The following is a 24,912-nucleotide window of genomic DNA, read 5'->3' on the forward strand; positions in this document are numbered from 1 at the left end:
TAAAGCATGACGATCAATGAGGTGATTAGAAGCTATGGCGATCGCTGCTTCTATTTAAGTACTTTATTGGGTAAACGGGGGTACATTAGGCAGCACCCGGAAGCACAATTCAAATTTAATCTTGCAGTAGCAAAATCTATCTGGATCGCCTACTCGCCTACACTCGTCACCACTGCTACTATCTGCCTCAGGATAGAGATTGTTTAGCCAGCGTACTATCTCCTTTAGCAAAAGACGATTTCCTTGGAATTTCATTAACTTTCGTTGCAGTGTGACGAAGCGCGATGGTCACAGCGGTAGGTTACTGTACTCAGTAATCCCCCAAACCTCAGTAATTCCTCATTCAGTATCCCTCAGAGGCTCCATGATGGAGAACAGGCATCGATCGCGTACCATCCAGTCGGGTTGCAAAAACCGTGGATGGATACGACTCTTAGGGCTTCTCATTCCGTTCGTTTTAAGTATCAAGCTGCTGGTCGCCTGCTCTTCTCAACCCGTCTCCCTATCGTTGGTGCTATCCGACAATGAAACCGATTATTGGCGGCCTTTAATTGCCCAATTTGAAGCCCAACATCCCACTATTCGGATTGAAGTGGCCAATGATTTGCTGCAAGAGGATTTGGATAATGCCGATCAGATCAAAGCAGCCTATATTTCTGCCTTTGACCAGGGTAAACCGTACGACTTGATCTAGATGGATCTTGATCTACATGGATATCGTCTGGGTGCCTGAGTTTGCTGCCCATCCAGATTGGCTGATGGAGCTGACTGACCATTTTTCTCTAGACGAGCTAGAGCAGGATTTTTTAATCAGGGAAGTTGCTAAGGGACAGTACGAATGTCTTCTGTCTCCCAAAAAGCTTCATTCCGATCGTTCCACCTGGTAATCGGCTCCTCATTCCTTGGCAACGCTTGTAGATTCCCAAGGGTAAGGACTCTTCCAGTCAAACGGTTTCAAAATGATGGGAATTACTCGCGCTTTGCCGGTTTCATGGCGCTGCATCGCTTGCTCCCGCACAATACCCGGTTCAACACTGGCCAACATGCCACACGGTAATGGCACCTTTCCGTATGCGACTGCTCAAGTGTGCTTCTAGCGTCTTCCACAGTTCCTCATCGGATTGATCGTTGTGAAAGTAAGAAACAAAAACTTTGATCGCCGCGTCTTTTTTGGCCTCGCTGATCAGGCTTAGCTCCCGCTCAACCGCATCACCTGCCACGGTGATATCCATTCAACGGCTCACCATGCAGATCAGGATGGCTGAATTGCACCTCTCTTAGTTTGGGCGTGCTGTGGTTGGACGGGGTCTAGGACGGGTTCACGATGGGGCAGGCGGGTGGAACTCCTGATGAGCCAAAGATAGGGCCTGGATCAAGTCCTGTAATTTGTTGAAACTGCGAAGGCGTAATTGTGCTGGCGATCGGTTCCCCTTCCCAATGTTTGAGTTTGTCGTGCGCCTGACTCAAAAATTCCACGCCTCGAACGGACGGCACCGACAGCCAGAAATCAATTAAGGTTTCAACCAGCGCTAACTCAATCAACGGTAGCGGATAAAGATGCAAGAGTTCTTCAAGATAGGTATTGAACTGACTCGCTTCGTCGCCGTCTAACTGATAGCTGCTAATGATGTGCTTGACTCGCTGGCGGTTTACTTCTTCCCAAATTTCCATCAAGACCTCAGCCAAAGCATTGATCTGCTTTAAACGATAATGACTGCAATTACTGAAAGGGCGATCGCCACAATCGCTAATTCATTGCCCAGCATCTAGCTTACTTTGAAACGACTGGTTGACGCTTTCTTGCAATCTTCTCATCCTACCTAAGGACTGAATTGAACGACAAACAATTTGGGGATTGTGATTAAAATAGAGGCGCTTAACCTGGCAAATTTAAATCAAGTTGGAGTGATTTGATCCACTAGGGTGATGGGTCAAGGTCAACAAGCTCGAACAGGTATGCGAGAATCAGCCCAGGCTATATTTGTCACACCATTTAAGACGTTGCGTTCAGTTCTTCATACTGTTTCTCTATGCACTTCTCTATGCAATCGATGCACCATACTGATTTGCGATCGCACTTGATGCGGTTATCCACTATTCCATTAATGACAGCTAGCCTGCTGGCGGTATTTTTGCCGCCCAAAGCGGCACAGGCGGCTAATCCATATCAAGTCTGTGCCCAGTCGTTGTTGGAGACAGGCATTGCCAACCTGGAAGCGGCTGATGCCTGTGCTGCGGCGCTTGATCCTCGCGATTTGTCTCGGTGTGTCACCGCCATTACAGGGCGCACCGAGATTGCCGCTACCGAAGCGCTCTCTGGCTGTAGACAAGCCCGCCGCCCAGAGGAAGTGGGAACCTGTGTCGTAGATATTGCTGCGGATACAGACGGTGTTGTACCGCTGAACGTGCTAGATTACTGCCGCCTCAGCGTGCTGCCAGAGCGCTATTCACAGTGTGTAACGGGGTTGGTGAGTCAAAACGATATCACCGCTGCTTTGGCGTTAGATACCTGTCTATCTGCCAGTAACCTGCCTCGGAACGTCCTGCCTAGTTTTATTCCCCGTACAGAGAACCCACCCGAACTGAATCCGTCTATTCCACCGTCCCAATTGCCGGACTCATTGCCATTTAGATCCAGTCCTTTACTTGAACAGTCGCCCACGGCTCCCCCCGCTGAAGCGACTCCCACAACCCCGACACCGCCGCCAACCTTTACACCTGCGCCAACGCCATAATCGCTGGGGGTAGGCTGTCTCGCAGTTGTCTCTGTTAATAGCAACAGTATTAATAGCAACAGTAGGGGGCAATGCCTACCCGACCCGCTCACGGTGAGACACGACAGTTCAGATGGTTGGCTGTTAGCGATCGCAGTGGCGGGTTAGGGTGTAGGGTGGCTTAACGCTCGATCACGATTTACAACAGTTCAGGTAGGGTAAGCATTGCCTACCCTACCTGGAATCTGCCAATGTTGCTGCGGTACAGAAGCTCGGCTTAATCTTGGAGCAAGCGGTTACAGTTTTGGCGGCGGTTGTTAACCCGGTTATTGGCTCGACACTGTTCGTAAGCAATTTGATCGCCCAGGCCGTCGGGCAACTGTTCTCGCTGTGCTAATGCTTGACGGAACAACCGCAGGCTCTCTTGTGGGCGGTTTTGCAGCACCAGGATTTGAGCTTTTAAGTAAAGCAAATCTGGATTGTTGGGTGCGGCTTGAATGGCACGTTCTACAGCTTGCAACGCCAGATCGGGTTGCTCTAAGTCTCGATAGCCGATCGCAATTCCCCGCTGGGCTAAGTAATCTGGAGCGGCGTAATTTTGTAAGCGTTCGATCGCCTGTTGCGGATTAGAGAACGGCAGATTAACCGCCAGCATCAAATCCATAAACCCTTTGATCAGGTTCAGCTCCGGGTCATTAGGAGCAATCTTTTCGGCTTCGCCTAACTCATTAAACACCTGCTGAAGTTTGCCTAAAACGGCTGGAGTCGCTCGCACGGTGCCCTGAGTGGTCAGAGTGTGAGCGCCTTCTAAAAAATGTCCGGCGGCGGTGTAAATATGTCCCCGCAACGGATCGCTTTGGGTCAGGCGCTGAGCGGCTTCGCGGGTTAAGGTGCCGTTGCGCCCCAGTCCTTCGTTGTCGCCATTAAGATACGCGATCGACGCTTTCATGGCATAGGCCAGCGGTTCATCGGTTTGGGCAGTATCGAGCAGTTGGGCTGCTTCGCGATAGTTACCCTGCTCAAAAATTGCTTTAAAGGCCGCTTCCGTTTGGCTGTCAATGTTGCGGGAATCGCTAGCGCGGAAGGGATCGCCTGCGATCGCCGGGGGGGGTAACAGGCTAATGGCGATCGTCACTGCGCCCATTACGACAGCCGTGACTCGCTTCAGCCCTGCCCATCGCTGTTGCTGTGAGGTTGGTTTAACCAGAGGTGCTGATGCTATAGGCATATCCGTCATCATGAGATCTCAAGGGTTGGCAAAAAGGGTGGGTAAAAGTGGCAGTATGGCTCACTGAACTGGGGCAGATGTAGACAACTAGCCGCCAGGTTGAGTGTTGGGGTCAGTGTTCCCCTACCGCCCAAACAGAGATCAGGGGTTGCAGAGTTTAAGCTGAGTGCTGAACGTAGATAGTCCCTGGTTCATTGTCTGTGGTAGCCCATTGTCTCTCTAGTCTGCAATCCGTAGTTTATGATTCTAAACCTAAGACAGCATGTGCTTTCCGAAACATAGGCGGATGGCAGGCGATAGGAATGGATTTGCGAGCCGATCGCCAGAAGGACGGAATTTGATGAATCGTAACGTTATGGTGCGCTAAGTTACAAAAATTACAAAATAGAGCAACAAGGTGAGGCGAAAGTCAGCTCAGGGTAACATCGGCTACCAGCTATGACGCGATCGCATTCATCAAGTTCCGCTGGCGTTAGCCCTCCAAAAGCATCCATCAGTTTCGTCCATTACTATGGATATGACCTGATACAGTTCAGGTATTGCGCCGAATTCAACCTACTTGCCGATCGCCATTAATGCTCTATCTCCGAAATCTGGTTTATCATCCTGCCGCTACCCCAACCGCCATTCTCAAATCGATCAACATGGAACTGGCACCTCAGCAAATGGGGCTAATTATTGGCCCCAGCGGTTCTGGAAAAAGCACTCTGTTAGAAATTTTGGCGGGGTTAGCCCAAAAAACATCTGGAGGGTTGCATTGGCGAGAGCAAGAACTGTCTCCTGAACAGTTGCAGCAGTTGGGCGGTTTGGTGTTTCAGTTTCCAGAGCGGCATTTTTGCGGTCACACCATTCTGGAGGAACTGCGGCTAGGCCATCCAGAACTGGGAAAAGAGCGAATTGATCAGGCGCTCCAGGCAGTAGGGTTGTCTCACCTGTCGCTGCAAACGCCGCCGCGATCGCTCAGTGGTGGGCAGCAACGTCGATTGGCGCTGGCAGTGCAGTTAATTCGGCAACCCTACCTTTTGTTGTTAGATGAACCAACGGCTGGCCTGGATTGGTCAATGCGGCAGCAACTCGTTAGCCTGCTCGCTAAGCTAAAGCGAGACTGGAGTTTGTTGGTGGTGTCTCACGATGCCGGGGAGTTGTTAGAGATTGCCGATCGCTGCTGGACGCTGAATCACGGGGAATTGCTTCCTGCCGATCCTGATAGCCTGCGGGGAGTGCGTCCCTCTCCCTCGGTTGCTCAGGGATAGGAGATGATGAACCCCAATACCCCAACGCTGTCCGAACTCGCTTCACTGTGGCAAGAGACACTGAACTGGCAGCCTACTCCCGCTCAACAAACCCAGTTTCAGCACCTTTACGAACTCATCCTCGAAGGCAACCGTCAGTTGAACCTGACCCGCATCACCGAGCCAGAGGAGTTTTGGGAAAAGCATCTCTGGGATTCGTTGCGAGGAGTTGCCCCTCTATTTGTGAACCAGGACGAGCCGAGCCAGGATGAGCCGAGCCAGGACGAGCCGAGCCAGAATGCTGAACCGCCGCTAGAAACAACCGCTTCGCCATTCAAAGTGATTGATATTGGTACGGGTGCAGGGTTCCCAGGAGTTCCAATTGCGATCGCCCGTCCCGATTGGACGCTGACGCTCCTCGACTCGACCCGCAAAAAAATAGCATTCCTCGACTCGCTGTTGCTGGCCTTGGCGCTGCAAAATGCTCATACCCTGGTGGGTCGCGCCGAGCAAGTGGGGCGCATTCCCCGGCACCGAGAACAGTATGATTTAGCGCTCATTCGCGCCGTTGGCTCTGCCGCTGTTTGTGCAGAATACGCCTTGCCCTTGCTCAAAATTGGCGGGTTGGCCGTGCTGTATCGCGGACAGTGGACTGAGGCGGAAGCAGAGCCATTTGCTGCCGCTGTGGAGCAGTTGGGGGGCGCGATCGCCACCATTGACCCATTTACAACACCCACGACCCAGGGCATACGTCATTGCCTTCAGTTGCGGAAGGTGGCACCTACCTCTCCCCGGTTTCCTCGCTCAGGCGGCTCTGTGCAACAGCCGCTTGTGTGAACTTGCTGAAGCACTGGAGAACATGGGTTAGCAGATGCTCTAGACTGGGAAAATGTGATTATTTGACCAGGGGAATAGAATGCGACTGTCACAGATGCTCTTTGTCACGCTGCGCGAAGACCCGGCAGAGGCAGAAATTCCCAGCCACAAACTGCTGCTGCGGGCAGGCTACATTCGGCGGATTGGTAGCGGCATTTATGCTTATTTGCCGCTGATGTGGCGTGTGCTGAAAAAAATCTCGCAGATTGTGCGCGAGGAAATGGATGCCACTGGGGCGCAGGAATGTATGCTGACTCAACTACAGCCTGCCGAACTGTGGCGCGAGTCTGGACGGTGGGACACCTACACCAAAGCAGAGGGCATTATGTTTGCCCTGGTCGATCGGCAGAATCGGGAACTGGGTTTAGGGCCAACCCACGAAGAGGTGATTACAACGATCGCCCGTGACATGATCCGCTCCTATCGACAGCTTCCTCTCAACCTCTACCAAATTCAAACCAAGTTTCGGGATGAAATTCGCCCTCGTTTTGGCTTGATGCGCGGTCGTGAGTTCATCATGAAAGATGCCTACTCGTTTGACGTGGATGAGGCAGGGCTAAAACAGACGTACCACAAAATGCACGATGCCTACTGCAACATCTTGCGGCGAGCGGGTCTAGCGTTTCGAGCCGTGGATGCCGACTCTGGGGCGATCGGTGGCTCCGGCTCACAAGAATTTATGGTGCTAGCCGAAGCGGGTGAGGATGAGGTGCTGTACACCGAAGACGGTCAGTATGCGGCCAACGTTGAGAAAGCCGTTTCCTTGCCATTAGACGCGGAACCGTCGCCCTTCCAAACCTATGAAAAGCGAGATACACCGCAAACGCCCACCATCGACTCGCTGTGCCAATTCCTGAAATGCTCTCCAACGCAGATTCTGAAAAACGTGCTCTACCAGGTAACCTACGACAACGGCATGAATGTGCTGGTGCTGGTTAGCATTCGGGGCGACCAGGATGTGAACGAGGTCAAGTTGCAGAATGAACTGGTACGAGTAGCCGACCAGTACGGCGGCAAGGCGGTCATTGCCCTGGAGGTGCCCAACGAAGACGCGCAAAAGAAATGGGCAACCAAACCGTTACCGTTGGGCTACATTGCCCCTGATTTGAGCGATGACTATATCCAGTCTTCCAAAACGTTAGCGCCCAAGTTTTATCGGTTGGTGGATCAAACAGCGGTGGAGTTAACGAATTTTGTCACCGGCTCCAATGAATCTGACCGCCACGTTGTTGGCGCAAACTGGGGCGACCCGTTTACGCTGCCCCAAACGGTGGTGGACGTGCGAACCGCCAGAAAGGGCGATCGCGCCATTCATGACCCAACTCAACTCTTGCAAAGCGCCAGAGGAATTGAAATTGGCCACATTTTCCAACTGGGTACCAAGTACTCGATCGCAATGGGGGCAACCTATACCAACGAGCAAGGGGAAGATGTGCCGCTGGTGATGGGCTGCTACGGGGTTGGCGTGTCGCGGATGGCTCAGGCAGCGGTAGAGCAATCCTACGATAAGGACGGCATTATCTGGCCTGTGGCGATCGCCCCCTATCACGCTATTGTGGTCATTCCCAATGTTAGCGATGCCGATCAGGTGGCGGCAGCGGAAAGGCTCTACGCCGAACTTAACCAGGCTGGAGTTGAAACCCTGCTAGACGATCGCACCGAGCGGGCAGGGGTCAAATTTAAAGATGCCGATCTGGTTGGCATTCCCTATCGCATTGTCACCGGGCGATCGCTCCAGCAAGGCAAGGTAGAAGTCGTGAAGCGAGCCAGCCGCGAGTCGCAAGAGATTGCGATCGACGAGGTGGTGGCAACGGTGAAACAGTGGGTGGCAGATGCGCTGTCTTAGCGCCGAACGGCTGTCTTAAACAGGTGCTATGGAACTGATCACAATTCTCTTGTCTGTGTTGCTGGGGGCAGTGTCTCCGGCTGGCCTGGTTGTAGATAGCCTTGCCGAAGACGCAATTCGCGATCGCCTGGAATTTGCAGAAGAGCTAGAGGTTCGGGTAGACAATACGCCGAGCTATCAGTTGCTGTCTGGTCGGGTCGATCGCGTTCGCATTGCCGGACGGGGGCTGTTCCCTCGCCAGGGGATTCGAATTGACGTGCTAGAGGTGGAAACCGACCCGATCGACCTCAACCTGGCAGCCCTGAACAACGGCAACGGCTCAGCTCCAGCTTTAGACCAACCGCTGCAAGCCGGGGTTCGCCTGGTGCTAACCGAAGCCGATATCAATCAGGCGCTACAGTCTCCATTGGTGCAACAACGGCTGCAAGATGTGAGCATCGGTGCATTGGGTGCGTCAGCCGAGGGACTGCGGCGGTATGCCTTTACCCAGCCCTTTGTCGATTTTTTGGAGAGCGATCGCATCCAGTTTCAGGTCACTCTACAAGAGGCTGGTAGCGACGAGCAGTTGCTGATTATTGCCGAATCGGGAATTGCGATCGATGGCGGACGGCAACTGCAACTGGTTGATCCAGCCGTTACAGTGAACGGTAGCCCCATTCCGCCGCAGTTTATCAACCTTTTGGTTTCAGGCATTGGTCAACGGCTCGACCTGTCGCGGCTGGAATCATCTGGTGTCCTGGCGCGAATTCTACAACTGGAACTGAACCCGGATGAATTGGCGTTGGCGGGCTTTGTGCGAGTGGAGCCAGGTTCTGCTTCACTTTCCGGAAACTAGCCACACGCTGCTGTAGTTACTCTTTTAGAGAACGTCGCAGTAAAACAATCGCTGGCAACCCTGGCTCCCCCCACTATTGACCAGACAACCGCCAAACAACCGCTTTTTGCAACGCTATGCCAGGGTTAAACGCAGACTAACTCGGTTGGCGATCGCCCCAACTTGCTTTTAACGAACCGCCACTTGTGGCTCAACAAGTCTTGACGATGGGTTTGCAACAATCGATTTGTTGTAGAAGTCTATGACCATAGGGCTAGTCACACTCTTCCAGTCAAGCCATTCATGCCTGTCGAGTTTAACGACCAACGTTTATTCTCATGAACAACTGAGTCATTCGGGTTTCCGCAACCTGTTGCCGATTTTAGAGGACCCTTTCGATGCAAGATAATCAACCCGTTCACGATTTGCAACCCGTACCAGAACCCTCCCACCGTCGAATGCGGCTAGGGCTGGTGGGGATACTTTCTGTTGTTCTGGTACTGGCAGGCGGTAGTGGAGCCTGGTGGGCATGGCGATCGGTCACGTCTTCCACTCAACCCATTGCACAGCCCAACACCTCAACCACCCAACCCGTTCAACCCCAGACAGTACCAACGCCCACAAGCCAGGCACCTGTCGAGCAGACGGCTCAGGTGTATTGGTTGAAAGACGTAAACAACCGCTTTGAACTGGTGCCGAGCCAGGTCACTGTAGACACAGCGAGTCAACCCGAATCGGTATTAGAGGCCGCTTTTGAGCAACTGCTTCAAGGCCCCAGTGCCACTGACGTAGCATCTACTATCCCCGAAGGAACGAACCTGCGGAGCCTCAGCATCGAGAGTGATGGCGTTCACGTCGATCTGTCGCAAGAGTTCATTCAGGGTGGCGGCAGCACGGCAATGACAGGACGGTTAGGACAGGTGATCTACACTGCCTCTAGTCTGGATGCCAATGCCCGCGTTTGGCTCTCGGTGGATGGAGAACCGCTGGAAACCCTGGGGGGTGAAGGGTTAATCGTCGATCAGCCGATGACTCGGGCTGATTTTGACCAAAACTTTGCCCTTTAAGGATCGTCTCTAAAACAGCCTTAAATTAAAGCCTTCAGCTTTTGTTGCTACTCGCTAAGCTGAAGGCTCTAAAATGCTGGGCTTGTTGTTCAATACGGGTGGCAAGGCGATCGCACACCAGGTTGCACAGTTCAAAGGTCAGGTCATCCTTAACACTGTAATAGGCCGACGTTCCTTCACTACGCCGATGCAGGATTCCCGCTTGCAGCATGACTTTTAGATGCTTTGAGACATTGGCTTGGCTGGTCGCCGTTGCCTCAACTAAGTCTTGCACGCACTTTTCCCCATCCCGTAGCAGGTTTAGGATGCGAAGGCGCATCGGTTCGCTCAGTACACCAAAGTACTCAGCAACTTGTTGCACAACTTCCGAAGATACAGGCTCTGCTGCTTTCATGCCCATCTAGTTACGAAGGTCTGATCCCCAAATTCTAGCAGTCAACTTATCTATGCCAATAGAGTAATGGAACACAACAATCGTCTCTAACAGTCATTATGCAGTGACTGGCGTCTGAAACCGGATCTTCAAATAGTCATCTTCCATCTTGGCTCCGGCGGGCTGCAAGGCGGCAAGTGCCTGGGGCAGTACCAGATTGCGCCGATGGTTGCCAATGCGGATGTTTAGCTCATCGCCTGATTTGCTCAGCTCAACCTTGTCCTTGGCAATTCCGGGTAGGTATACCTCTAAGCTGTACTGGTTGTTGTCCTGCACCACCCGCAACGTTGTTTCCTTATAATAAACCTGAGCGGGGTCTTCATCGGCATAGAGGGTTTCTTTCAAACGCTCTAGTGCCTCAAGCCCACACATCTCTTCAGAATAGAGCGGCACTTCCTTGACGGGGATAGGGTGGAAGTTGTCGTGAATTTCGCCACGATACTTCTGCTGGTTTTCTTTCCACCGCTGAAAAAACGGATCGGTGACGGCATCTGGAATGATGCGGTTAGCGACGACCAGGTCGGTTGCAACGTTATACAGGCTCAAATAGGCATGGGCACGCAGTGACTCCTTAATCACCATCTTTTCGGGATTGGTGACTAGCCGCACCGAAGTTTTGGTGTTGTCGGTTAACACTTTTTCAAGCGCTTCGATTTGCTCATAAAACTCGTAGGGTGCGTCCATCACCTGCTTGTTGGGCAGCGAGAATCCGGCGATCGGGCGAAACAACGGCTCGACTAACGGTCGCAATGCCACCGACACGGCCTGAAATGGCTTGTAGAATCGGCGCATGTACCACCCGGCCACTTCCGGCAAGCTCAATAGCCGTAGAGCGGTTCCAGTAGGGGCAGAGTCGATGATTAAAACATCAAACTCGTTTTCGTCGTAATGGCGCTTCATCCGTACCAGGCTAAAGATTTCGTCCATTCCCGGCAGAATCGCCAACTCTTCTGCTTCTACCCCTTCTAGCCCTTGCGCCTGCAACACCTGACTGATGTACCGTTTGACGGCTCCCCAGTTTCCCTCTAACTCCATCAGCGCATCTAGCTCGGCTCCCCAGAGATTGGGGCGCACCTGCCGGGGGACGTGCCCTAGCTCCATGTCAAAGCTATCGGCCAGGGAGTGAGCCGGATCGGTGCTGAGAACCAGGGTGTTGTATCCCAGTTCGGCGCATCGTAACCCGGTTGCGGCAGCAACGGATGTTTTTCCGACGCCCCCTTTGCCTGTCATCAAAATTACGCGCATGGATGTTAGATACTAAATGAGAAACATTTACATTATTTTACTTTATGAATCAAAGGGTGGGGTGTGGGGACGGGGGATGTTTCCGGTGGTCTACTTGCCCAACGAGAAATGCTGCTTCACCACGTCTATCCGTGAACAGCGCCAGTAATCAACGTGAGAGGTTATCAGGCCGTCCTCATTCACCAGCAGTTCACTCCAGCCCGGAATCGCAATGTTGGGCTTCCAGGGTAGGGGTGTATTCCAGTGGAGCGTCCACTCGGTTTTGACCGTGTTGCCGTGGCGTTCCAGGGTGTGAACATCCATACGGGGATTGATGAACCAGGTTTTGATAAACCCAATCATGGTGCGATAGCGATCGCGTCCCCGAAATTCGTTGAGCGGATCTTTGAAATAAACATCGTCAGCGTAGATGCTGTAGGTCTGGTCGTGGGGAAATTTTCGATAATCTTCCCGTAAAATTTCAAGGATATCTGTCATGAGTTCGAGTCGTTTGAGCAAAAGTAAAGCTGTCTTGCTGCAAAATTCGAGTATATATATCTAAGTTAAGTCCATTTTTTAACAGGCGGTTAGATTTGGCTCACTGTTGAAGTAGCTAAAAAACCTGCTTATGCTCTGGCGTCAAGTCAACAGTTCATGTAGACTCTGCCTGACACTCGTTTCATCTTGCACCCATCGATCTTCAGATGACTCCTCAGTACCACCTGGCTGCATTTCTCATTTCTGCCGTGGTTGTTCTTCTTAGTACGCCAGTGGTGAAAAAGCTCGGTCTTAAGAGCGGACGGGTTGATCTTCCTGGCGGACGGAAAGTTCATCAACGCCCAATGGTTCGTTTGGGTGGGGTATCCATTTTTCTCGGAACCCTGGTTGCATTGCTTGGCGTTTGGCAAACGGGCGGGTTTGGCATCTTGCCGCCCGACCAGGAGTATGAAATTTGGGGCGTCACCCTGGGTGGAGTTGCCTTTTTTCTGATCGGATTAGCGGACGATTTGTTTGGACTGTCTGCGGTGGTGCGGCTGTTGCTGCAATCTGCCGTTGCCGCCTGTGCCTGGTGGGTTGGTGTCCAAATTGCGTTTTTAACGATTCCGTTTATTGGGCTAACGTCCTTGCCTGCCTGGATTAGTTTGCCAATCACGGTGATTTGGTTGGTGGGCATGGCCAATGCTATTAACTGGATTGATGGGTTGGACGGGCTGGCTGCGGGCGTATCTGGTATTGCGGCGGTTGTAATGCTGATCGTCAGCTTGTTTATGAACCAGCCAGCGGCAGCGTTAATTGCGGCAGCGCTGGCGGGTGGCGCGTTGGGGTTTTTGAAGTACAACTTCAACCCGGCTCAAATTTTTATGGGAGATGGCGGAGCCTATTTTATGGGGTTCACGCTGGCTGGGATTGGTGTGATTGGTTTAGTGAAAGGTGTTACCACGGTGGCGGTGGTGTTGCCGTATCTCATCTTGGCGGTGCCCATTCTAGACATGTCAGCGGTGATCCTCGATCGCCTTCGCAGCGGCAAGTCGCCCTTTGTGGCCGACAAGCGCCATCTGCACCATCGCCTGTTGCAGGCGGGGCTTTCCCATCGGTTAACGGTGATCTTCATCTATTCGTTGACGCTGTGGGTTGGCAGTTTGGCGCTGGCTTTTTCGGGGCTGCCGAGTGGGGTTGGTTATGCGATCGCCGCAACGGGCTTACTAACCTACACCACCTGGCAAGTGCGGCGGCACGCGCGTCAGTGAGGGGAACGATTGGCACGTTTCCTAATGTCCCCTATTCTTCACGTTTCTCATGAATGAACGTCAGAGTGCAGAAATTATCTGCGTGGGCACAGAACTGCTGCTAGGCGAGATTTTGAACAGCAATGCTCACTATTTGGCGCAACAGTTGGCGCAGTTGGGCATTGCTCACTATTACCAAACCGTTGTTGGTGACAATCCGTTGCGGATTCAGCGGGCGATCGCCATTGCCTGTGAGCGATCGCGTCTGCTTATTTTCACCGGGGGCTTGGGGCCAACACCTGACGATTTGACGACCGAAACGCTGGCCGATTTTTTTCAAACGCCGCTGATAGAGCGATCGGAGATTATCGCCGATATTGCTCAGAAGTACGCCCAAAGCGGTCGTACCATGTCGCCAAGCAATCGCAAGCAAGCCTTACTGCCAGACGGAGCAGAGGTATTGCCCAACCCGGTCGGCAGCGCTCCGGGAATCATCTGGCAACCGCGTCCGGGGCTGATCATCCTGACGTTTCCGGGGGTGCCCAGCGAAATGCAGGCGATGTGGCAGCAAACAGCGGTGCCGTTTCTTCGCAGTCAGGGATGGGGGCAGGAAACCATCTACAGCCGGACGCTACGGTTCTGGGGCGTGTCGGAGTCTGTTTTGGCAGAAAAGGTTGTCTCCTTTTTTGATTTGCAAAGTCCGACGGTGGCACCCTATGCCGCTAAGGGTGAAGTTAGGCTACGCATCTCTGCCAAAGCGGCAACGGAGGCAGAAGCAGCATTGCAAATTGAACCCGTTGAACGACAGTTGCGCGAGATTGCCGGACTGGACTGTTACGGAGCCGATGACGATACCCTTGCTTCGGTGGTGGGGCAGTTGCTGCAAGCCGATCAAGCCACGTTATCCGTTGCTGAATCCTGCACGGGAGGCGGATTGGGACAATTTTTGACGACGGTACCCGGTAGCTCTGCTTATTTTTGGGGTGGTGTAATTTCCTACGATAACCGGGTAAAGGTGAACCTGCTTGGCGTAAATCCTGACGAGTTGCAGCAACATGGGGCAGTGAGCGAAGAGGTTGCCAGGCAAATGGCGGCAGGTGTGCGCAATCGCCTTGGTACAACCTGGGGGCTGAGCATTACTGGCGTGGCGGGGCCAGGTGGCGGTAGCGAGGCCAAGCCTGTAGGGTTGGTTTATGTTGGTTTTGCCGGGCCAGATGGACAGTTGGAAGCCGTTAAACATCAGTTCAACTCGATTCGAGGCCGAGAGTTAATCCGCTGGTTGAGCATTTGCAACGCGCTGGATGGGTTGCGGCGGCGATTATTAGCTTAATGCGGCTTTACTGGGCTATTCCGCAGGTGGTTCTTCCCGGCGGACTTCCTGAAGCTCGGTGATTTCAAAAATAAGCGTAAACGATCGCCCCATTTCTTGAGCAATAAAATCTTCCAACAGTCCGACCTGGTAAGGCGTGATCGCTTCTTGCGTGCTGACAAACAGCCGGACTTCTGGCGGGGTGCTGAGCCAGTTGGTTTCGCTGGACAAAAGCTGCACCCGCTGAAAGGTGATGGTTCGTCCGAGCAGCGCCTGTCTCAGGCTGGTTTCTAGCTGTACCTGGTTGACCAGCCTCACCAGGCTAATGCCCAGTGGAATCAGTAACAGGCTGGTCATTAGGGTGGTTAGCGCCACTGGTTTTCGTGCCCGTGCCAGTGGCGTGTAGCCTGCCGCCAGAAAGATCATCATGCACGACAGGGTAATGCCAAATAAGTTCGTGAGATAAAGGATACCTGCACCCAAACTCAACCGCCAGTTCAGTTGTGCGACCCCCAGTCCAACGACACAAATGGGCGGCATCAGTGCCACAGCGATCGCGGTTCCGGCCAACGCATTGGACACCTTAGGCTGCACCTTGGCAAAGCCGCTGATGCCGCCTGCTGCAACGGCAACGCCGAGATCGAGTAGGGTAGGACGCGATCGCGCCAGAACCTCAGTCCCATAGGTTGATAAGCCGATCATCATGCCAATTAGCACAGAGAGAAGCACCGAAACGATGGTGCCAACGCTGACGGCAATTAAACCTTTGCGGAACAGCTCTAAATCGCCCTCTAATGCGCCAAAGGCAATCCCCCGAATCGGCAGCATTAACGGTGCCACAATCATGGCTCCAATAATGACAGCCGCACTGTTGGATAACAGCCCAAAGGTGGCGATCGCGCAAGATCCCAAGAGCAGCACAACGTAGTTTAAATCTGGGATGGATTCTTCCATCAGGCTGTCCCGCATGTACGTTAGCTGCTGCGGTGAAACCCGTCTTCCTAAAAAATATTGACGATTTAACTGACGCAGCTTGTTTAGCATCATGCGCTCTCGCCTCTTTAAACAACTTAGTCATCATGATTGATTTTGCTGTCAATCAGTTTCATAACCTCAATGTTGTTCTTGGTGTGGTGAGCTGTTAGCGTCATGGTTGGAGTAAGGTCAATTCAGCACCAGACCAGGGTTGTGAATGCAGTGCTTCCATGCCATCGCATAGCTACAAAAACCAGTCTCGTTGTTTATATGGTGCTGTCTGTCGGTTCCTGGTAGGGAACATTGTTCATTTCGTGCCGCAGTCGGGCGATCGACTCGTAAATATGTTTGCGGACGCGGTTGATGCCACCCAACGGCTTATGTTCTGGCAGGGAATGCCACGGCGAGTAAGAGAGATTCTCGCAAAACGCCATTTGTTCGGGGGAGTCAAACGCCTGGGGCGGAATGGTCAGCGTGGCAACTTTTTGGTACGGCGAGACAGCTTCATCCCAGGCAATCGTTGGATCTTCGATCGGCATTCTGTACGGATCGGTTTGCAGTTGCACCAAAAAATCAAACCGGGCTTCCTGCGTTGCCAGGTGGTTAACCATTGCTGTGTGCAAATAATGGGGCGATTTGGGAATGGCTTTAGGCGCAACGCCAACCACCTGTGGCTTAACTGAAAACTTAGCCGCTCCAGTACCCAATTGGTAAGGGGTCATGCTCCAATATTGAATTTCCAGAGGACTGATGATCTTCTTGCGGTTGATGGTCGTCGCAATTTTAAACTCATGCAGCCGCCATTGACGCGGATTGATGCCAGGAAAGAAAAACTTGAGTTTATTCCCTCCCTTAATCAGCAGTTGAAATAATTCCAGATAATCTTGAGCATCGCGAATGGCAAACACTGGATGGTTCACTAGCGTAAAGTCTTGCGTTTGCTCATGCTTTTCCGATTCCAGAACCTTCTCGCCTTCCACCCCCAGTAGTTTGATGGCAATGCCCCGTGTATCGCCTTTTGTATCATCCTGGGCGTGCCTGTCGCCGTTGGAAAAGCGAATCAACGCCGGATAGTGGCGTGGCTCTTTGAAGATGCCAACCTTGAGGGCGATCGGTAAATCGGCTTCAATGCTCAGTTTACCTTTAACACAGCCATGATGCTTGGCATGAGCGTCGCGGCGGGCGGGACGAACGTTCGCCGGGTAGTCTCGCTTTAGCAGCTCAACGCTAATTCGTTCCAGCTCTGCAATCACAGCGTCTTCACCTGGTGGGGGATACTCTTTACCCAGTTCCAGCACGCCCGTTGGGTTTTGCATAGGTTTCTCCTGGCACGGCAAAAATGATATCTGGTTTGTGAATTGACTCTTACTTTAATGGCTTACTTGGAGTGGATAGAGGAATCCTCCAAGAAATCTTAGAATCTGCTCTGTCGTCATGAAGACGGTAAATCGTGTCATCCCCCGATACGTGGAAGGTGGGGCTTCAGGAAAATAGCGACCCTTCATTTCTCACTTAAGACGGACGGATATCCGGCATTCCCTGCTTAGAGTGAAACTGGTAGGCCAGACTCCTACAGCGCTAGTGACACCTGGCTCATGTCGATTGTCTGGATCAGCCAATGCTGAACAACGCTAGGAATGAATCCTGTGGCTCACAATATGCACCAGAGTAATTTCAACAACTTAGAACTGTCTTCTAATGTTCTGCGATCGGTGCTGGAAGGCGAGTTCGTCAATATGACCTATTGGACGGTCAAACTAGTGCAGCAGGGTTTGAAACCGTGGCAAGAGTTGCAGGAAGAGGTGCAGAAGACGGTTTCGGAGCTTCACCTCAGCGATCCTCGTAGTGCGTTGGAAAAGTACTTAGGCCAGGTCAACCGTTTCATGGAGCAGGTCGATCAGCAGGTTCAGCAGGCCAATCCGTCTGTAACCGCACTAGAAGATCGGCTGACCGCACTAGAAGATCGGATGGGGCAACCACAGATTACCCGAGGAACGAAAGGACAGCATGAAGGGAGAATTGCAGCACTAGAGGAGCGCCTTGCCCACCTGGAGCAATTGCTGCGAAAAGGAAGCACTATTCCTACACTAGTAGATCGACAGGGGCAGTCTATCCTGATGCTTGAAAGGCGCATGACCAACCTGGAAACATCAACCCGAAACAACTCCTGATCTGACCTGCTCTAAATTCAAGAATCAACCGATCGCGCTTTCTGCCTCAGTGATATGATAAGCAGTCAAGCTAGGGGTGCCTGAGCAATCAGGCTGAGATTACACCCTTGGAACCTGAGACTGGGTTATGCCAGCGGAGGGAAGCGTTGATTGAGGTTCTTTGCGCCACAACGACGAGCGATCGCCACCAGAAGGCTCTATAAAGCTTTCTCTTGGTGATGGTGTGTTGAAGTAAGGTGACAGCTAAAGGCTGACGGAGCAAGATGCCGTTCCTCTATGCCGTGTCAGATCCTTATTTCTGGTATTCCCTATTCTCAGTTCCAGCATGGCCTCTAGCCGCACCGTTTTGTCTTGTCTAGAGGTAGGTTCAGAATAATGTCAATTGGGGCGATCGCTCTCTTAGTCACACTGGTAACAGCAGGGGTATTTGCCCTGCTGGGGTTTCTCCACACCAGTAAGCGCACCATCAACTTAGAAGAATACGTGGTGAGCCGTAATCGCTACGGCAGTTGGATGGCGTTTTCAACGATTGTGGCATCGGCACTGGGAGCCTGGATTTTGTTTAGCCTGCCAGAAGTCGGTGCCACCAGTGGCATTGCTGGTATTGTGGGCTATTGCATTGGGCAAGCCGCACCTTCTGCCGTGTTTGCCAAAATTGGTTCTCGCATTCGCTACCTGATGCCCAACGGCCATTCCCTAAATGAGTATGTGCTGCACCGTTTTGGCAACGCCATGTATGTACTAACGCTGACAATTATCGTCTTCTACATGTTCATTTACCTGGCCGCCGAGCTGACTGCGATCGCCAAAGCGGTGCAGCTCATGGCAGATGTGCCGCTAGGGTGGACTGCATTAGTGGTCATTACAGCTACCTTTATCTACACCACCTACGGCGGGCTGGGTGCCACTATCTTTACAGACGCAATTCAGTTCACCGTCATTGTGCCGCTGTTGTTAATTAGCCTTGGGGTTGCTGTGATGGCTCTGGGGGGCATTAGCAGCGCGTTGGCTCCTGTTCGTTTGAACGCTCCTGAACTGTTGTCGTTTAGCAATGGCCCTGGCATCAAGTTTGGGGCAACGCTGGTCATTGCGGTTTTAGTCGCCGAAATCTTTAACCAGAGCAATTGGCAACGGGTGTATGCTTGTCGCACAAACGGTACGGTTAAGCGGGCGTTTTTGGGGTCGGCGATCGCCATCTTGCCGATGCTGTTTGTGGCCGGTTTGCTGGGGGTGCTAGCCAGCCAGTTTGGCTTTGCGGACGATCGCGCCTTTTTCTCGTTGATTCAGCAGCTTGCGTTACCCGTCTGGTTCACCATTGTGGTGTTAGTGCTGGCGCTAGCGCTGGTGATGAGCAGCCTGGATACCTTACTCAACGGCATTGCCAGCGTCTTTACCCTGGATTTGACGCGCCTGTTTCCCTCCATGCAAACGGCAGGATTGCTGCGCGCCTCTCGCGTGATCACAGTGGCGATCGGCATTCCAGCCGTTTTGATTGCGGCTCAGGGCTACAACGTGCTTTACCTGTTTCTACTGGCCGATCTGGTATGTGCCGGAGTGTTTGTCCCCATTCTGTATGGGCTATACTCTCGCCGTTTAACTGGAAGGGTTGCCGTGATCAGTTCGTTAGTGGGAATTGCCTCTGGCGCGCTCTTCTTTCCAAAAACGGACTATAGCCCCTGGCTTGGCATTCCCTTTGGCGGCGATTTGCTGGTGAGCTTTGTTGCGCCTGTGGTGGTGTCTACGGCTATTATTTTGGGTTGGAATCTGGTTGCTGCCCGTATCGGAACGGTTCACTATTTTGACTTCGATCGCCTGCGAACCGAGATTCATTCCTATGACGGGTTGGATGAGGCGGCGATCGCCCACATTAAGGAGTGAATCTGCACGGCTCAACGGAGCCATACTAGAATCAAGAGCATCAACTTGCTGTTTAGATGTTGCGATCGAGGTTGGCCATGACCCTATCTCAAACCCAACTTTCAACCGATACCTGGGTAAACGCCACCTGGGCCGAATACCTTGAAACCCTTGCGAACAAAACCTTCGAGGCGGCCAAGGGATATTATCACAATGGCAAGATGAGAATAGAAATGTCTCCAGTTGGTAACGATCACTCCCGTGACCACTCGATTGTAAGCTACGCGGTTCATCTGTTTGCAGCGATCCGTGGTATTGATTTAGATGGGCATGACAATTGCACCTACCGCAAACCAGAGGTGGATGAAGCTCAACCCGACTCTTCTTTCTACATCGGTGAAACAGCAGAAGCTGTTCCCTATGGCACCAAAATTATTGATTTGAATAGTTATCCCCCACCAACCCTGGTGATTGAAGTTGCCAACACATCACTCGCTGATGATAAAGGCGACAAGCGCTTGCTCTACGAAGATTTGGGGGTGTCTGAATATTGGATTGTTGATGTAAAAAATGTTCAAGTGATTGCGTTTGCGGTTGAGAATGGGGGCAGCCGCAGAATTACTCAGTCCCAAGTTTTGCCGGGTCTACAACTATCGCTGTTGCAAGAGGCGTTACAACTGACCCGTCAAATGAATCACGGCAAAGTTAGTGCGTGGCTATTAACGAAATTTCAGCAGCTTAACGCTTAAAGTATGCCTTTATGAATTCTCCCAAATTCCCGTGATTCAATGTTGCTCCATGACAGAGCAACACCGATCGACAGAGAACCTGGGAGAAAGGATCTACGGGGTCAGTAGATCAAACGGCTTGGCTATGGCCTGACGGCTAATCCAAAGAGGTTGACTTGAGCAGACGGATTTTTATCTCGAACGGTGCCAACGATGGTGGCTGCTCCTGTATTCAAGTCAATCGTGTACAGCGATGAGCCTGAAACCGCAAATCCGCTGTTTACACCATTGCGGGTGACGATGTTGAATCCACTATTGGCAGTGAAATCCACGCCAAGAGCGCCCACCAGGGTTTGTGTACCCGCATTGGGAGGATTCTGAATAAATAGCTGATCGGTCGTTGCGTCAATGCCGTACTGAATTGTTGTTGTTGCACCGCTAAACTTATTGGTGTAAGCGGTTGCGCCAATTGAACTGGTTGCCCCGTTGAGGTTGCCGTCTGCCTGCACCCCTGCCGTTACCAGATCAGCATCAACAACGGCACCTGTATCTGGGTTCAAACGTAGGTTTTGACCCAAATCGCTAACGACGCGAATGCGATCGACCGTGGGGTTGAAGTCAACACCAAAGCTAGTTCCATTCAGCGACACGGCGAATGTGCCGGTTCCCACTTGAGTTGCAGCTCCGGTAGTAGCATCGATCGCATAGAGTCGGTTGGTGCTGCCGATGCCAAACAGTTGCCCAGTATTGGGACGAAAATCAATGCCTACCAGGTTCTCATTGGCTTGCAAGCCTGTTACGCCAACTTTGGTGACGTTGTTCAGCCGATCGGAGTTGAAGAAGGCTAACGTGTTGTTGTCGGTCAATCCAGCAAACTTGGCAGTCGCCGGATCGGGAGCCGCCAGCTCGCTAGTTGCTAACCTTAGCCTGTAATTGGTTGAACCGCTCTTGCGATTGATCCGGACAAAGTAAGTGCCCGGATCGAGAATCGTGTTGATTGACTCATTCTGCTTACCTGGCTTGGTGGAAGCGCCAATTCGCTTGCGGTTTCCATCAAACAGAAAAAAGTCAACATTGCTTTTAAGCTGTTTGATGGCTCCTTGAAAGCTGCTTCGAGCATTGACCCTGAAACGGTAAAAGTCAATTTTGTCGTTGGCTCCAACTGAGTCAGAAACAGCTCGTACGCCTCTTAGTAAGCCAAGGTTTCCCGCTCGATTGAAGTTGTTGTCTAGACCATTAGCCATTGCTGCACCCCCATTGGGATAGCTTGAACAAGGCTAGTACGAATGGCATGTCGAATTGGATGCATGGTGGCAATCGACGGTGACGGATCGGTTCATCCTGTTTCTATGGGGTAACTGTCGATTGAACTGCCGCACAGCACAATGGAGCCAGTCTATATAAACGGTAGGCAAAACAGTAGGCGACGGTATAGACGTAAAATTGCTATCTGGAGTCGCTCCGCTTAAATTTCAGCGTAATGGCTCCTTTCCCGGCTGCTTCTCCGCCTGCAACGAGCTTCACCTCCCCTTTGGCGCTAATTTCAACTAATAGCTCGACTTCCTCTAGCCGCATTTCCGAGGCAGGGTCGATCTGCTGCTCTGCTTGTTTGAACAGCCGACTCACGACCTGTAAAAAGTCGCCCATCTTTTGCTCCAGTTCTGCAACCGGGAGCTTGACCTCTTTGAAGCCAGCGATTCTGCGTCGTACCTCTTCGCTCCATCCTCGCTGTCCTTCCCCAGTTACTGGTTCAGCATCATTGGTCACGATCCAAATGGAGTTTTGTGTCATGTGCTTTAAACGGTTTGCAGTGGACATGAGTGCCTTAACGATAGCTCTGCATTAAGACAGGATTAAAACAGTGCCAACACTCGCAGCCTATTGATGCTCTTGCAGGTCATCAACTGCCGTTATTGGATTGTAAGGCACCACATTCTCCTGGTCGTTTGGATCGTTACGAGCCACGATCGCCTCTGCTGCTTCTGTCTCACTCAAATTGTGGGGCTGATGCGGTACCCCCGCCGGAATGTAGAGAAAATCCCCGGCTTCATTGATAATCGATTTCTTCAAGCCTTTGCCGTAACGCGTTTCAACTCGACCTTTCAGCAAATAAATTGCCGTTTCAAAGTCTTTATGAAAGTGAGGTTCTGCTTTGCCACCCGGTGGAATAATGACCAGGTTCATTGAAATACCCGTGCTGCCTGCGGTTGATTGAGAGATTCCGAAGAAGTAAGGGAGACGCTGACGCGTCATGATTTCGGTGGTGGGATGGACCGTGATGATTTCGTCGGAAGGATGGTTAAGGGTGGAGTGGTCGGTCATGGTTCACGTCCTGTGTACAGTGAAATTAATCAGGTCATCAGGGAAATAACTATCGTGCCCTATATTTTGTGTTCTACACCGTCTACGGCGGAACATTGTGAACTGCTACAAAACGTCAACTTTTTGCAGCCGCTCTTGCTCGTTTCCTGCACAGTGTTATGATGACCAACAAGCTAGGGGTGCCTGCGATTTATTTCCAGGCTGAGATTACACCCTTAGAACCTGAGTCTGGTTAGCACCGGCGGAGGGAAGCTGTTTATTTGAGGACTTTAATATGCGTACAGACTGGGTCGCCAAGCGACGCGGACAGCTCAACGTGTCTCAAATGCATTATGCCCGTCAAGGCGTGATCACTGAGGAAATGGATTATGTGGCGCGGCGTGAGAACCTGCCTGCCGATCTAATTCGGGAAGAGGTGGCGCGTGGGCGAATGATTATTCCGGCTAATATCAATCACACGAACCTGGAGCCAATGTGTATTGGCATTGCTTCAAGGTGTAAGGTCAACGCCAATATTGGAGCCTCGCCCAACTCTTCTGATATCGAGGAGGAATTAGACAAACTGCGGCTGGCTGTGAAATATGGGGCAGATACGGTGATGGATCTGTCTACGGGAGGTGGTGAACTGGATACCATCCGCACGGCTATCATTAACGCCTCCCCTGTGCCGATTGGGACGGTTCCGGTGTATCAGGCGTTGGAGAGCGTTCATGGCAATATTGAAACGCTAACGCCAGATGACTTTCTGCACATCATCGAGAAACATGCTGAGCAGGGGGTGGACTATATGACCATCCATGCCGGAATTCTGATTGAGCATTTGCCGTTGGTGCGCGATCGCCTCACGGGGATTGTCTCGCGCGGTGGCGGCATTCTCGCCCGCTGGATGTTGCATCACCACAAGCAGAACCCGCTTTATACGCACTATGGAGACATCATTGAAATCTTTAAAAGATATGATGTCTCGTTTAGTCTGGGGGACTCACTGCGTCCCGGTTGCCAGCACGATGCCTCGGATGCGGCACAGTTAGCGGAACTGAAAACCCTGGGGCAACTGACGCGCAAAGCCTGGGAGCAGGATGTGCAGGTGATGGTAGAAGGGCCAGGACATGTACCGATGGATCAAATTGAGTTCAATGTTCGTAAGCAGATGGAGGAGTGTTCCGAAGCACCCTTCTATGTGCTGGGGCCACTGGTGACGGATATTGCGCCGGGATATGACCACATTACCTCGGCGATCGGGGCGGCAATGGCGGGATGGTACGGCACGGCAATGCTGTGTTATGTCACGCCCAAGGAACACCTTGGCTTACCCAATGCTGAAGATGTGCGGGCTGGCCTGATTGCCTACAAGATTGCGGCTCATGCGGCGGATATTGCCAGACACCGACCGGGGGCACGCGATCGCGACGATGACCTCTCCCGCGCTCGCTACAACTTTGACTGGAACCGCCAGTTTGAGCTGTCGCTAGACCCCGATCGCGCCAGGGAATATCACGACGAAACGCTGCCAGCCGATATTTACAAAACCGCCGAGTTTTGCTCGATGTGTGGCCCTAAGTTCTGCCCAATGCAGACCAAGGTGGATGCAGATGCGCTCACCGAACTGGAAAAGTTCTTGGCAAGAGAACCGATACAGCAAAGTTAATAGTTCTGAATAGAATAAAGTGCCTGGGGTTGGAGCATCCGCAGATGCTTCAACCTTTTTGGTGCTGATGTAGAAGGATTGAATGGGAATTACTAAAGTACAACCTTCTCCTTATTGGTCGTACTGTATGCAATACCCCCTCGAAGTCACGTTTAAAGTTTGGACGTTAGCGCCCAAACTGGTCGTAACAGATGCTCAAGGCAATCTCGTTTTCTTCGTTAAACAGAAGTTATTTAAGTTGAAAGAGGCGATCGGTGTCTTTGCCGATGAAGCCCAAACAAAGCGGCTTTATGACATCAAGGCCGATCGCATCATTGATTTTTCTGCCCGCTACAACTTTATGGACAGCAGTGGCAGCAGTGTGGGTGCCGTGAAACGCAAGGGAATGCGATCGATCTGGCGTGCTCACTACGATATTTTTGATAATGAAACCAGTAGCACCCTTCATATTCAAGAAGAGAATCCCTGGGTGAAGGTGCTGGATTCTCTGTTTCAAGAAATTCCCATTGTTGGGGCATTGAGCGGTTATGTCTTCAATCCCAAATATTTAGTGAAGCGCAGCGACGGTACGGTGGTGATGCGTTTGGAAAAGCGGCCATCATTCATCTCTCGTAAATTTACCATTAAGCCCGTCGATCACCTTTCGTCGCGGGAAGAAACACAGGCGTTATTAAGTCTACTGATGATGATTCTGCTGGAGCGCGCTCGCGGTTAAAGACTGACTGAAACGGGCTAAATGCA

The 24,912-nt window shown here is 52.0% G+C and carries 26 protein-coding genes and 2 riboswitches; of the genes, 15 read left to right on the forward strand and 11 right to left on the reverse strand.

Annotated features, from left to right (window positions below):
* Positions 1 to 364: 364 nt before the first annotated feature.
* Both IQ268_RS07155 and IQ268_RS07160 read left to right on the forward strand, forming a co-directional pair.
* On the forward strand, positions 365 to 694 hold the full coding sequence (locus IQ268_RS07155) for a hypothetical protein (RefSeq protein WP_193876975.1): 330 nt from the start codon (positions 365 to 367) through the stop codon (positions 692 to 694).
* Between the two features lie 16 nt (positions 695 to 710).
* Entirely contained in the window at positions 711 to 887 is a 177-nt protein-coding gene (locus IQ268_RS07160) for a hypothetical protein (RefSeq protein ID WP_193876977.1), read from the forward strand.
* Positions 888 to 1,028: 141 nt separating this feature from the next.
* Here the strand turns inward: IQ268_RS07160 and IQ268_RS07165 are convergent, their stop codons facing one another.
* Both IQ268_RS07165 and IQ268_RS07170 read right to left on the reverse strand, forming a co-directional pair.
* Positions 1,029 to 1,232, reverse strand: coding sequence for a hypothetical protein (locus IQ268_RS07165; RefSeq protein WP_193876979.1), 204 nt, complete (start codon positions 1,230 to 1,232; stop codon positions 1,029 to 1,031).
* Positions 1,233 to 1,308: 76 nt separating this feature from the next.
* Positions 1,309 to 1,686: a hypothetical protein gene (locus IQ268_RS07170; RefSeq protein WP_228035162.1), complete on the reverse strand. Its 378-nt coding sequence runs from the start codon at positions 1,684 to 1,686 to the stop codon at positions 1,309 to 1,311.
* Between the two features lie 365 nt (positions 1,687 to 2,051).
* Between IQ268_RS07170 and IQ268_RS07175 the strand changes: the two genes are divergently transcribed.
* The gene (locus IQ268_RS07175) at positions 2,052 to 2,735 is read left to right on the forward strand and encodes a hypothetical protein (RefSeq protein WP_193876981.1); all 684 of its coding nucleotides are present in this window, start codon (positions 2,052 to 2,054) and stop codon (positions 2,733 to 2,735) included.
* Positions 2,736 to 2,991: 256 nt separating this feature from the next.
* Here the strand turns inward: IQ268_RS07175 and IQ268_RS07180 are convergent, their stop codons facing one another.
* Positions 2,992 to 3,942, reverse strand: coding sequence for a Sll0314/Alr1548 family TPR repeat-containing protein (locus IQ268_RS07180; RefSeq protein ID WP_228035163.1), 951 nt, complete (start codon positions 3,940 to 3,942; stop codon positions 2,992 to 2,994).
* A gap of 575 nt (positions 3,943 to 4,517) precedes the next feature.
* Between IQ268_RS07180 and IQ268_RS07185 the strand changes: the two genes are divergently transcribed.
* The 5 genes from IQ268_RS07185 (at position 4,518) to IQ268_RS07205 (ending at position 9,777) form a co-directional block, all read left to right on the forward strand.
* Positions 4,518 to 5,195 (forward strand): ABC transporter ATP-binding protein, encoded by a 678-nt coding sequence (locus IQ268_RS07185; RefSeq protein ID WP_193876983.1) that lies wholly within the window; start codon positions 4,518 to 4,520, stop codon positions 5,193 to 5,195.
* A gap of 3 nt (positions 5,196 to 5,198) precedes the next feature.
* On the forward strand, positions 5,199 to 6,011 hold the full coding sequence (rsmG, locus tag IQ268_RS07190; protein ID WP_193876985.1) for a 16S rRNA (guanine(527)-N(7))-methyltransferase RsmG: 813 nt from the start codon (positions 5,199 to 5,201) through the stop codon (positions 6,009 to 6,011).
* Positions 6,012 to 6,090: 79 nt separating this feature from the next.
* A complete protein-coding gene (locus IQ268_RS07195; protein ID WP_193876987.1) occupies positions 6,091 to 7,896 on the forward strand; it encodes a proline--tRNA ligase in 1,806 nt (601 codons plus the stop codon).
* 28 nt (positions 7,897 to 7,924) lie between these two features.
* Complete coding sequence (locus IQ268_RS07200; RefSeq protein ID WP_193876989.1) at positions 7,925 to 8,731, forward strand: DUF2993 domain-containing protein; 807 nt, start codon at positions 7,925 to 7,927, stop codon at positions 8,729 to 8,731.
* Between the two features lie 377 nt (positions 8,732 to 9,108).
* Positions 9,109 to 9,777 (forward strand): GerMN domain-containing protein, encoded by a 669-nt coding sequence (locus IQ268_RS07205; RefSeq protein ID WP_228035164.1) that lies wholly within the window; start codon positions 9,109 to 9,111, stop codon positions 9,775 to 9,777.
* Positions 9,778 to 9,811: 34 nt separating this feature from the next.
* Here the strand turns inward: IQ268_RS07205 and IQ268_RS07210 are convergent, their stop codons facing one another.
* From IQ268_RS07210 to IQ268_RS07220, 3 genes are all read right to left on the reverse strand, one after another.
* Positions 9,812 to 10,171: a helix-turn-helix transcriptional regulator gene (locus tag IQ268_RS07210; RefSeq protein ID WP_193876991.1), complete on the reverse strand. Its 360-nt coding sequence runs from the start codon at positions 10,169 to 10,171 to the stop codon at positions 9,812 to 9,814.
* Positions 10,172 to 10,267: 96 nt separating this feature from the next.
* On the reverse strand, positions 10,268 to 11,455 hold the full coding sequence (locus IQ268_RS07215) for a TRC40/GET3/ArsA family transport-energizing ATPase (RefSeq protein WP_193876992.1): 1,188 nt from the start codon (positions 11,453 to 11,455) through the stop codon (positions 10,268 to 10,270).
* A gap of 90 nt (positions 11,456 to 11,545) precedes the next feature.
* Positions 11,546 to 11,932 carry a DUF2358 domain-containing protein gene (locus IQ268_RS07220; protein WP_193876994.1) on the reverse strand — a complete coding sequence of 129 codons (387 nt, stop codon included), beginning with the start codon at positions 11,930 to 11,932 and terminating at the stop codon, positions 11,546 to 11,548.
* A gap of 206 nt (positions 11,933 to 12,138) precedes the next feature.
* Here IQ268_RS07220 and IQ268_RS07225 point away from each other — a divergent pair, with 206 nt between their 5' ends.
* Both IQ268_RS07225 and IQ268_RS07230 read left to right on the forward strand, forming a co-directional pair.
* On the forward strand, positions 12,139 to 13,182 hold the full coding sequence (locus tag IQ268_RS07225) for a glycosyltransferase family 4 protein (RefSeq protein ID WP_193876996.1): 1,044 nt from the start codon (positions 12,139 to 12,141) through the stop codon (positions 13,180 to 13,182).
* 49 nt (positions 13,183 to 13,231) lie between these two features.
* The gene (locus IQ268_RS07230) at positions 13,232 to 14,491 is read left to right on the forward strand and encodes a competence/damage-inducible protein A (RefSeq protein ID WP_193876998.1); all 1,260 of its coding nucleotides are present in this window, start codon (positions 13,232 to 13,234) and stop codon (positions 14,489 to 14,491) included.
* A gap of 15 nt (positions 14,492 to 14,506) precedes the next feature.
* Here IQ268_RS07230 and IQ268_RS07235 read toward each other — a convergent pair whose 3' ends face one another.
* Both IQ268_RS07235 and IQ268_RS07240 read right to left on the reverse strand, forming a co-directional pair.
* Positions 14,507 to 15,514 (reverse strand): DUF389 domain-containing protein, encoded by a 1,008-nt coding sequence (locus tag IQ268_RS07235; RefSeq protein ID WP_193877228.1) that lies wholly within the window; start codon positions 15,512 to 15,514, stop codon positions 14,507 to 14,509.
* Between the two features lie 197 nt (positions 15,515 to 15,711).
* Positions 15,712 to 16,761, reverse strand: coding sequence for a catalase family protein (locus IQ268_RS07240; RefSeq protein WP_193877000.1), 1,050 nt, complete (start codon positions 16,759 to 16,761; stop codon positions 15,712 to 15,714).
* A 330-nt stretch (positions 16,762 to 17,091) separates the two neighbouring features.
* Between IQ268_RS07240 and IQ268_RS07245 the strand changes: the two genes are divergently transcribed.
* From IQ268_RS07245 to IQ268_RS07255, 3 genes are all read left to right on the forward strand, one after another.
* Entirely contained in the window at positions 17,092 to 17,616 is a 525-nt protein-coding gene (locus IQ268_RS07245; protein ID WP_193877002.1) for a hypothetical protein, read from the forward strand.
* A gap of 62 nt (positions 17,617 to 17,678) precedes the next feature.
* Positions 17,679 to 17,775: riboswitch (TPP riboswitch) on the forward strand.
* Positions 17,776 to 17,991: 216 nt separating this feature from the next.
* Positions 17,992 to 19,494, forward strand: coding sequence for a Na+/proline symporter (locus IQ268_RS07250; protein ID WP_193877004.1), 1,503 nt, complete (start codon positions 17,992 to 17,994; stop codon positions 19,492 to 19,494).
* A 77-nt stretch (positions 19,495 to 19,571) separates the two neighbouring features.
* Positions 19,572 to 20,222 (forward strand): Uma2 family endonuclease, encoded by a 651-nt coding sequence (locus IQ268_RS07255; RefSeq protein ID WP_193877006.1) that lies wholly within the window; start codon positions 19,572 to 19,574, stop codon positions 20,220 to 20,222.
* 122 nt (positions 20,223 to 20,344) lie between these two features.
* Here the strand turns inward: IQ268_RS07255 and IQ268_RS07260 are convergent, their stop codons facing one another.
* The 3 genes from IQ268_RS07260 to IQ268_RS07270 all read right to left on the reverse strand — a co-directional run bounded on the left by IQ268_RS07260 (position 20,345) and on the right by IQ268_RS07270 (position 22,523).
* A complete protein-coding gene (locus tag IQ268_RS07260) occupies positions 20,345 to 21,445 on the reverse strand; it encodes a DUF4394 domain-containing protein (protein WP_193877008.1) in 1,101 nt (366 codons plus the stop codon).
* Between the two features lie 202 nt (positions 21,446 to 21,647).
* The gene (locus IQ268_RS07265) at positions 21,648 to 21,992 is read right to left on the reverse strand and encodes a hypothetical protein (RefSeq protein ID WP_193877010.1); all 345 of its coding nucleotides are present in this window, start codon (positions 21,990 to 21,992) and stop codon (positions 21,648 to 21,650) included.
* An 87-nt stretch (positions 21,993 to 22,079) separates the two neighbouring features.
* Positions 22,080 to 22,523, reverse strand: coding sequence for a cupin domain-containing protein (locus IQ268_RS07270; RefSeq protein ID WP_193877012.1), 444 nt, complete (start codon positions 22,521 to 22,523; stop codon positions 22,080 to 22,082).
* A 165-nt stretch (positions 22,524 to 22,688) separates the two neighbouring features.
* A riboswitch (TPP riboswitch) is annotated at positions 22,689 to 22,790 on the forward strand.
* A 7-nt stretch (positions 22,791 to 22,797) separates the two neighbouring features.
* Here IQ268_RS07270 and thiC point away from each other — a divergent pair.
* Both thiC and IQ268_RS07280 read left to right on the forward strand, forming a co-directional pair.
* Positions 22,798 to 24,171 carry a phosphomethylpyrimidine synthase gene (gene thiC, locus IQ268_RS07275; RefSeq protein ID WP_193877014.1) on the forward strand — a complete coding sequence of 458 codons (1,374 nt, stop codon included), beginning with the start codon at positions 22,798 to 22,800 and terminating at the stop codon, positions 24,169 to 24,171.
* A gap of 127 nt (positions 24,172 to 24,298) precedes the next feature.
* Entirely contained in the window at positions 24,299 to 24,886 is a 588-nt protein-coding gene (locus tag IQ268_RS07280) for a hypothetical protein (RefSeq protein ID WP_193877016.1), read from the forward strand.
* Positions 24,887 to 24,912: the final 26 nt, after the last annotated feature.

It is taken from the genome of Oculatella sp. LEGE 06141 (assembly GCF_015207605.1).
Classification (GTDB): domain Bacteria; phylum Cyanobacteriota; class Cyanobacteriia; order Elainellales; family Elainellaceae; genus Oculatella.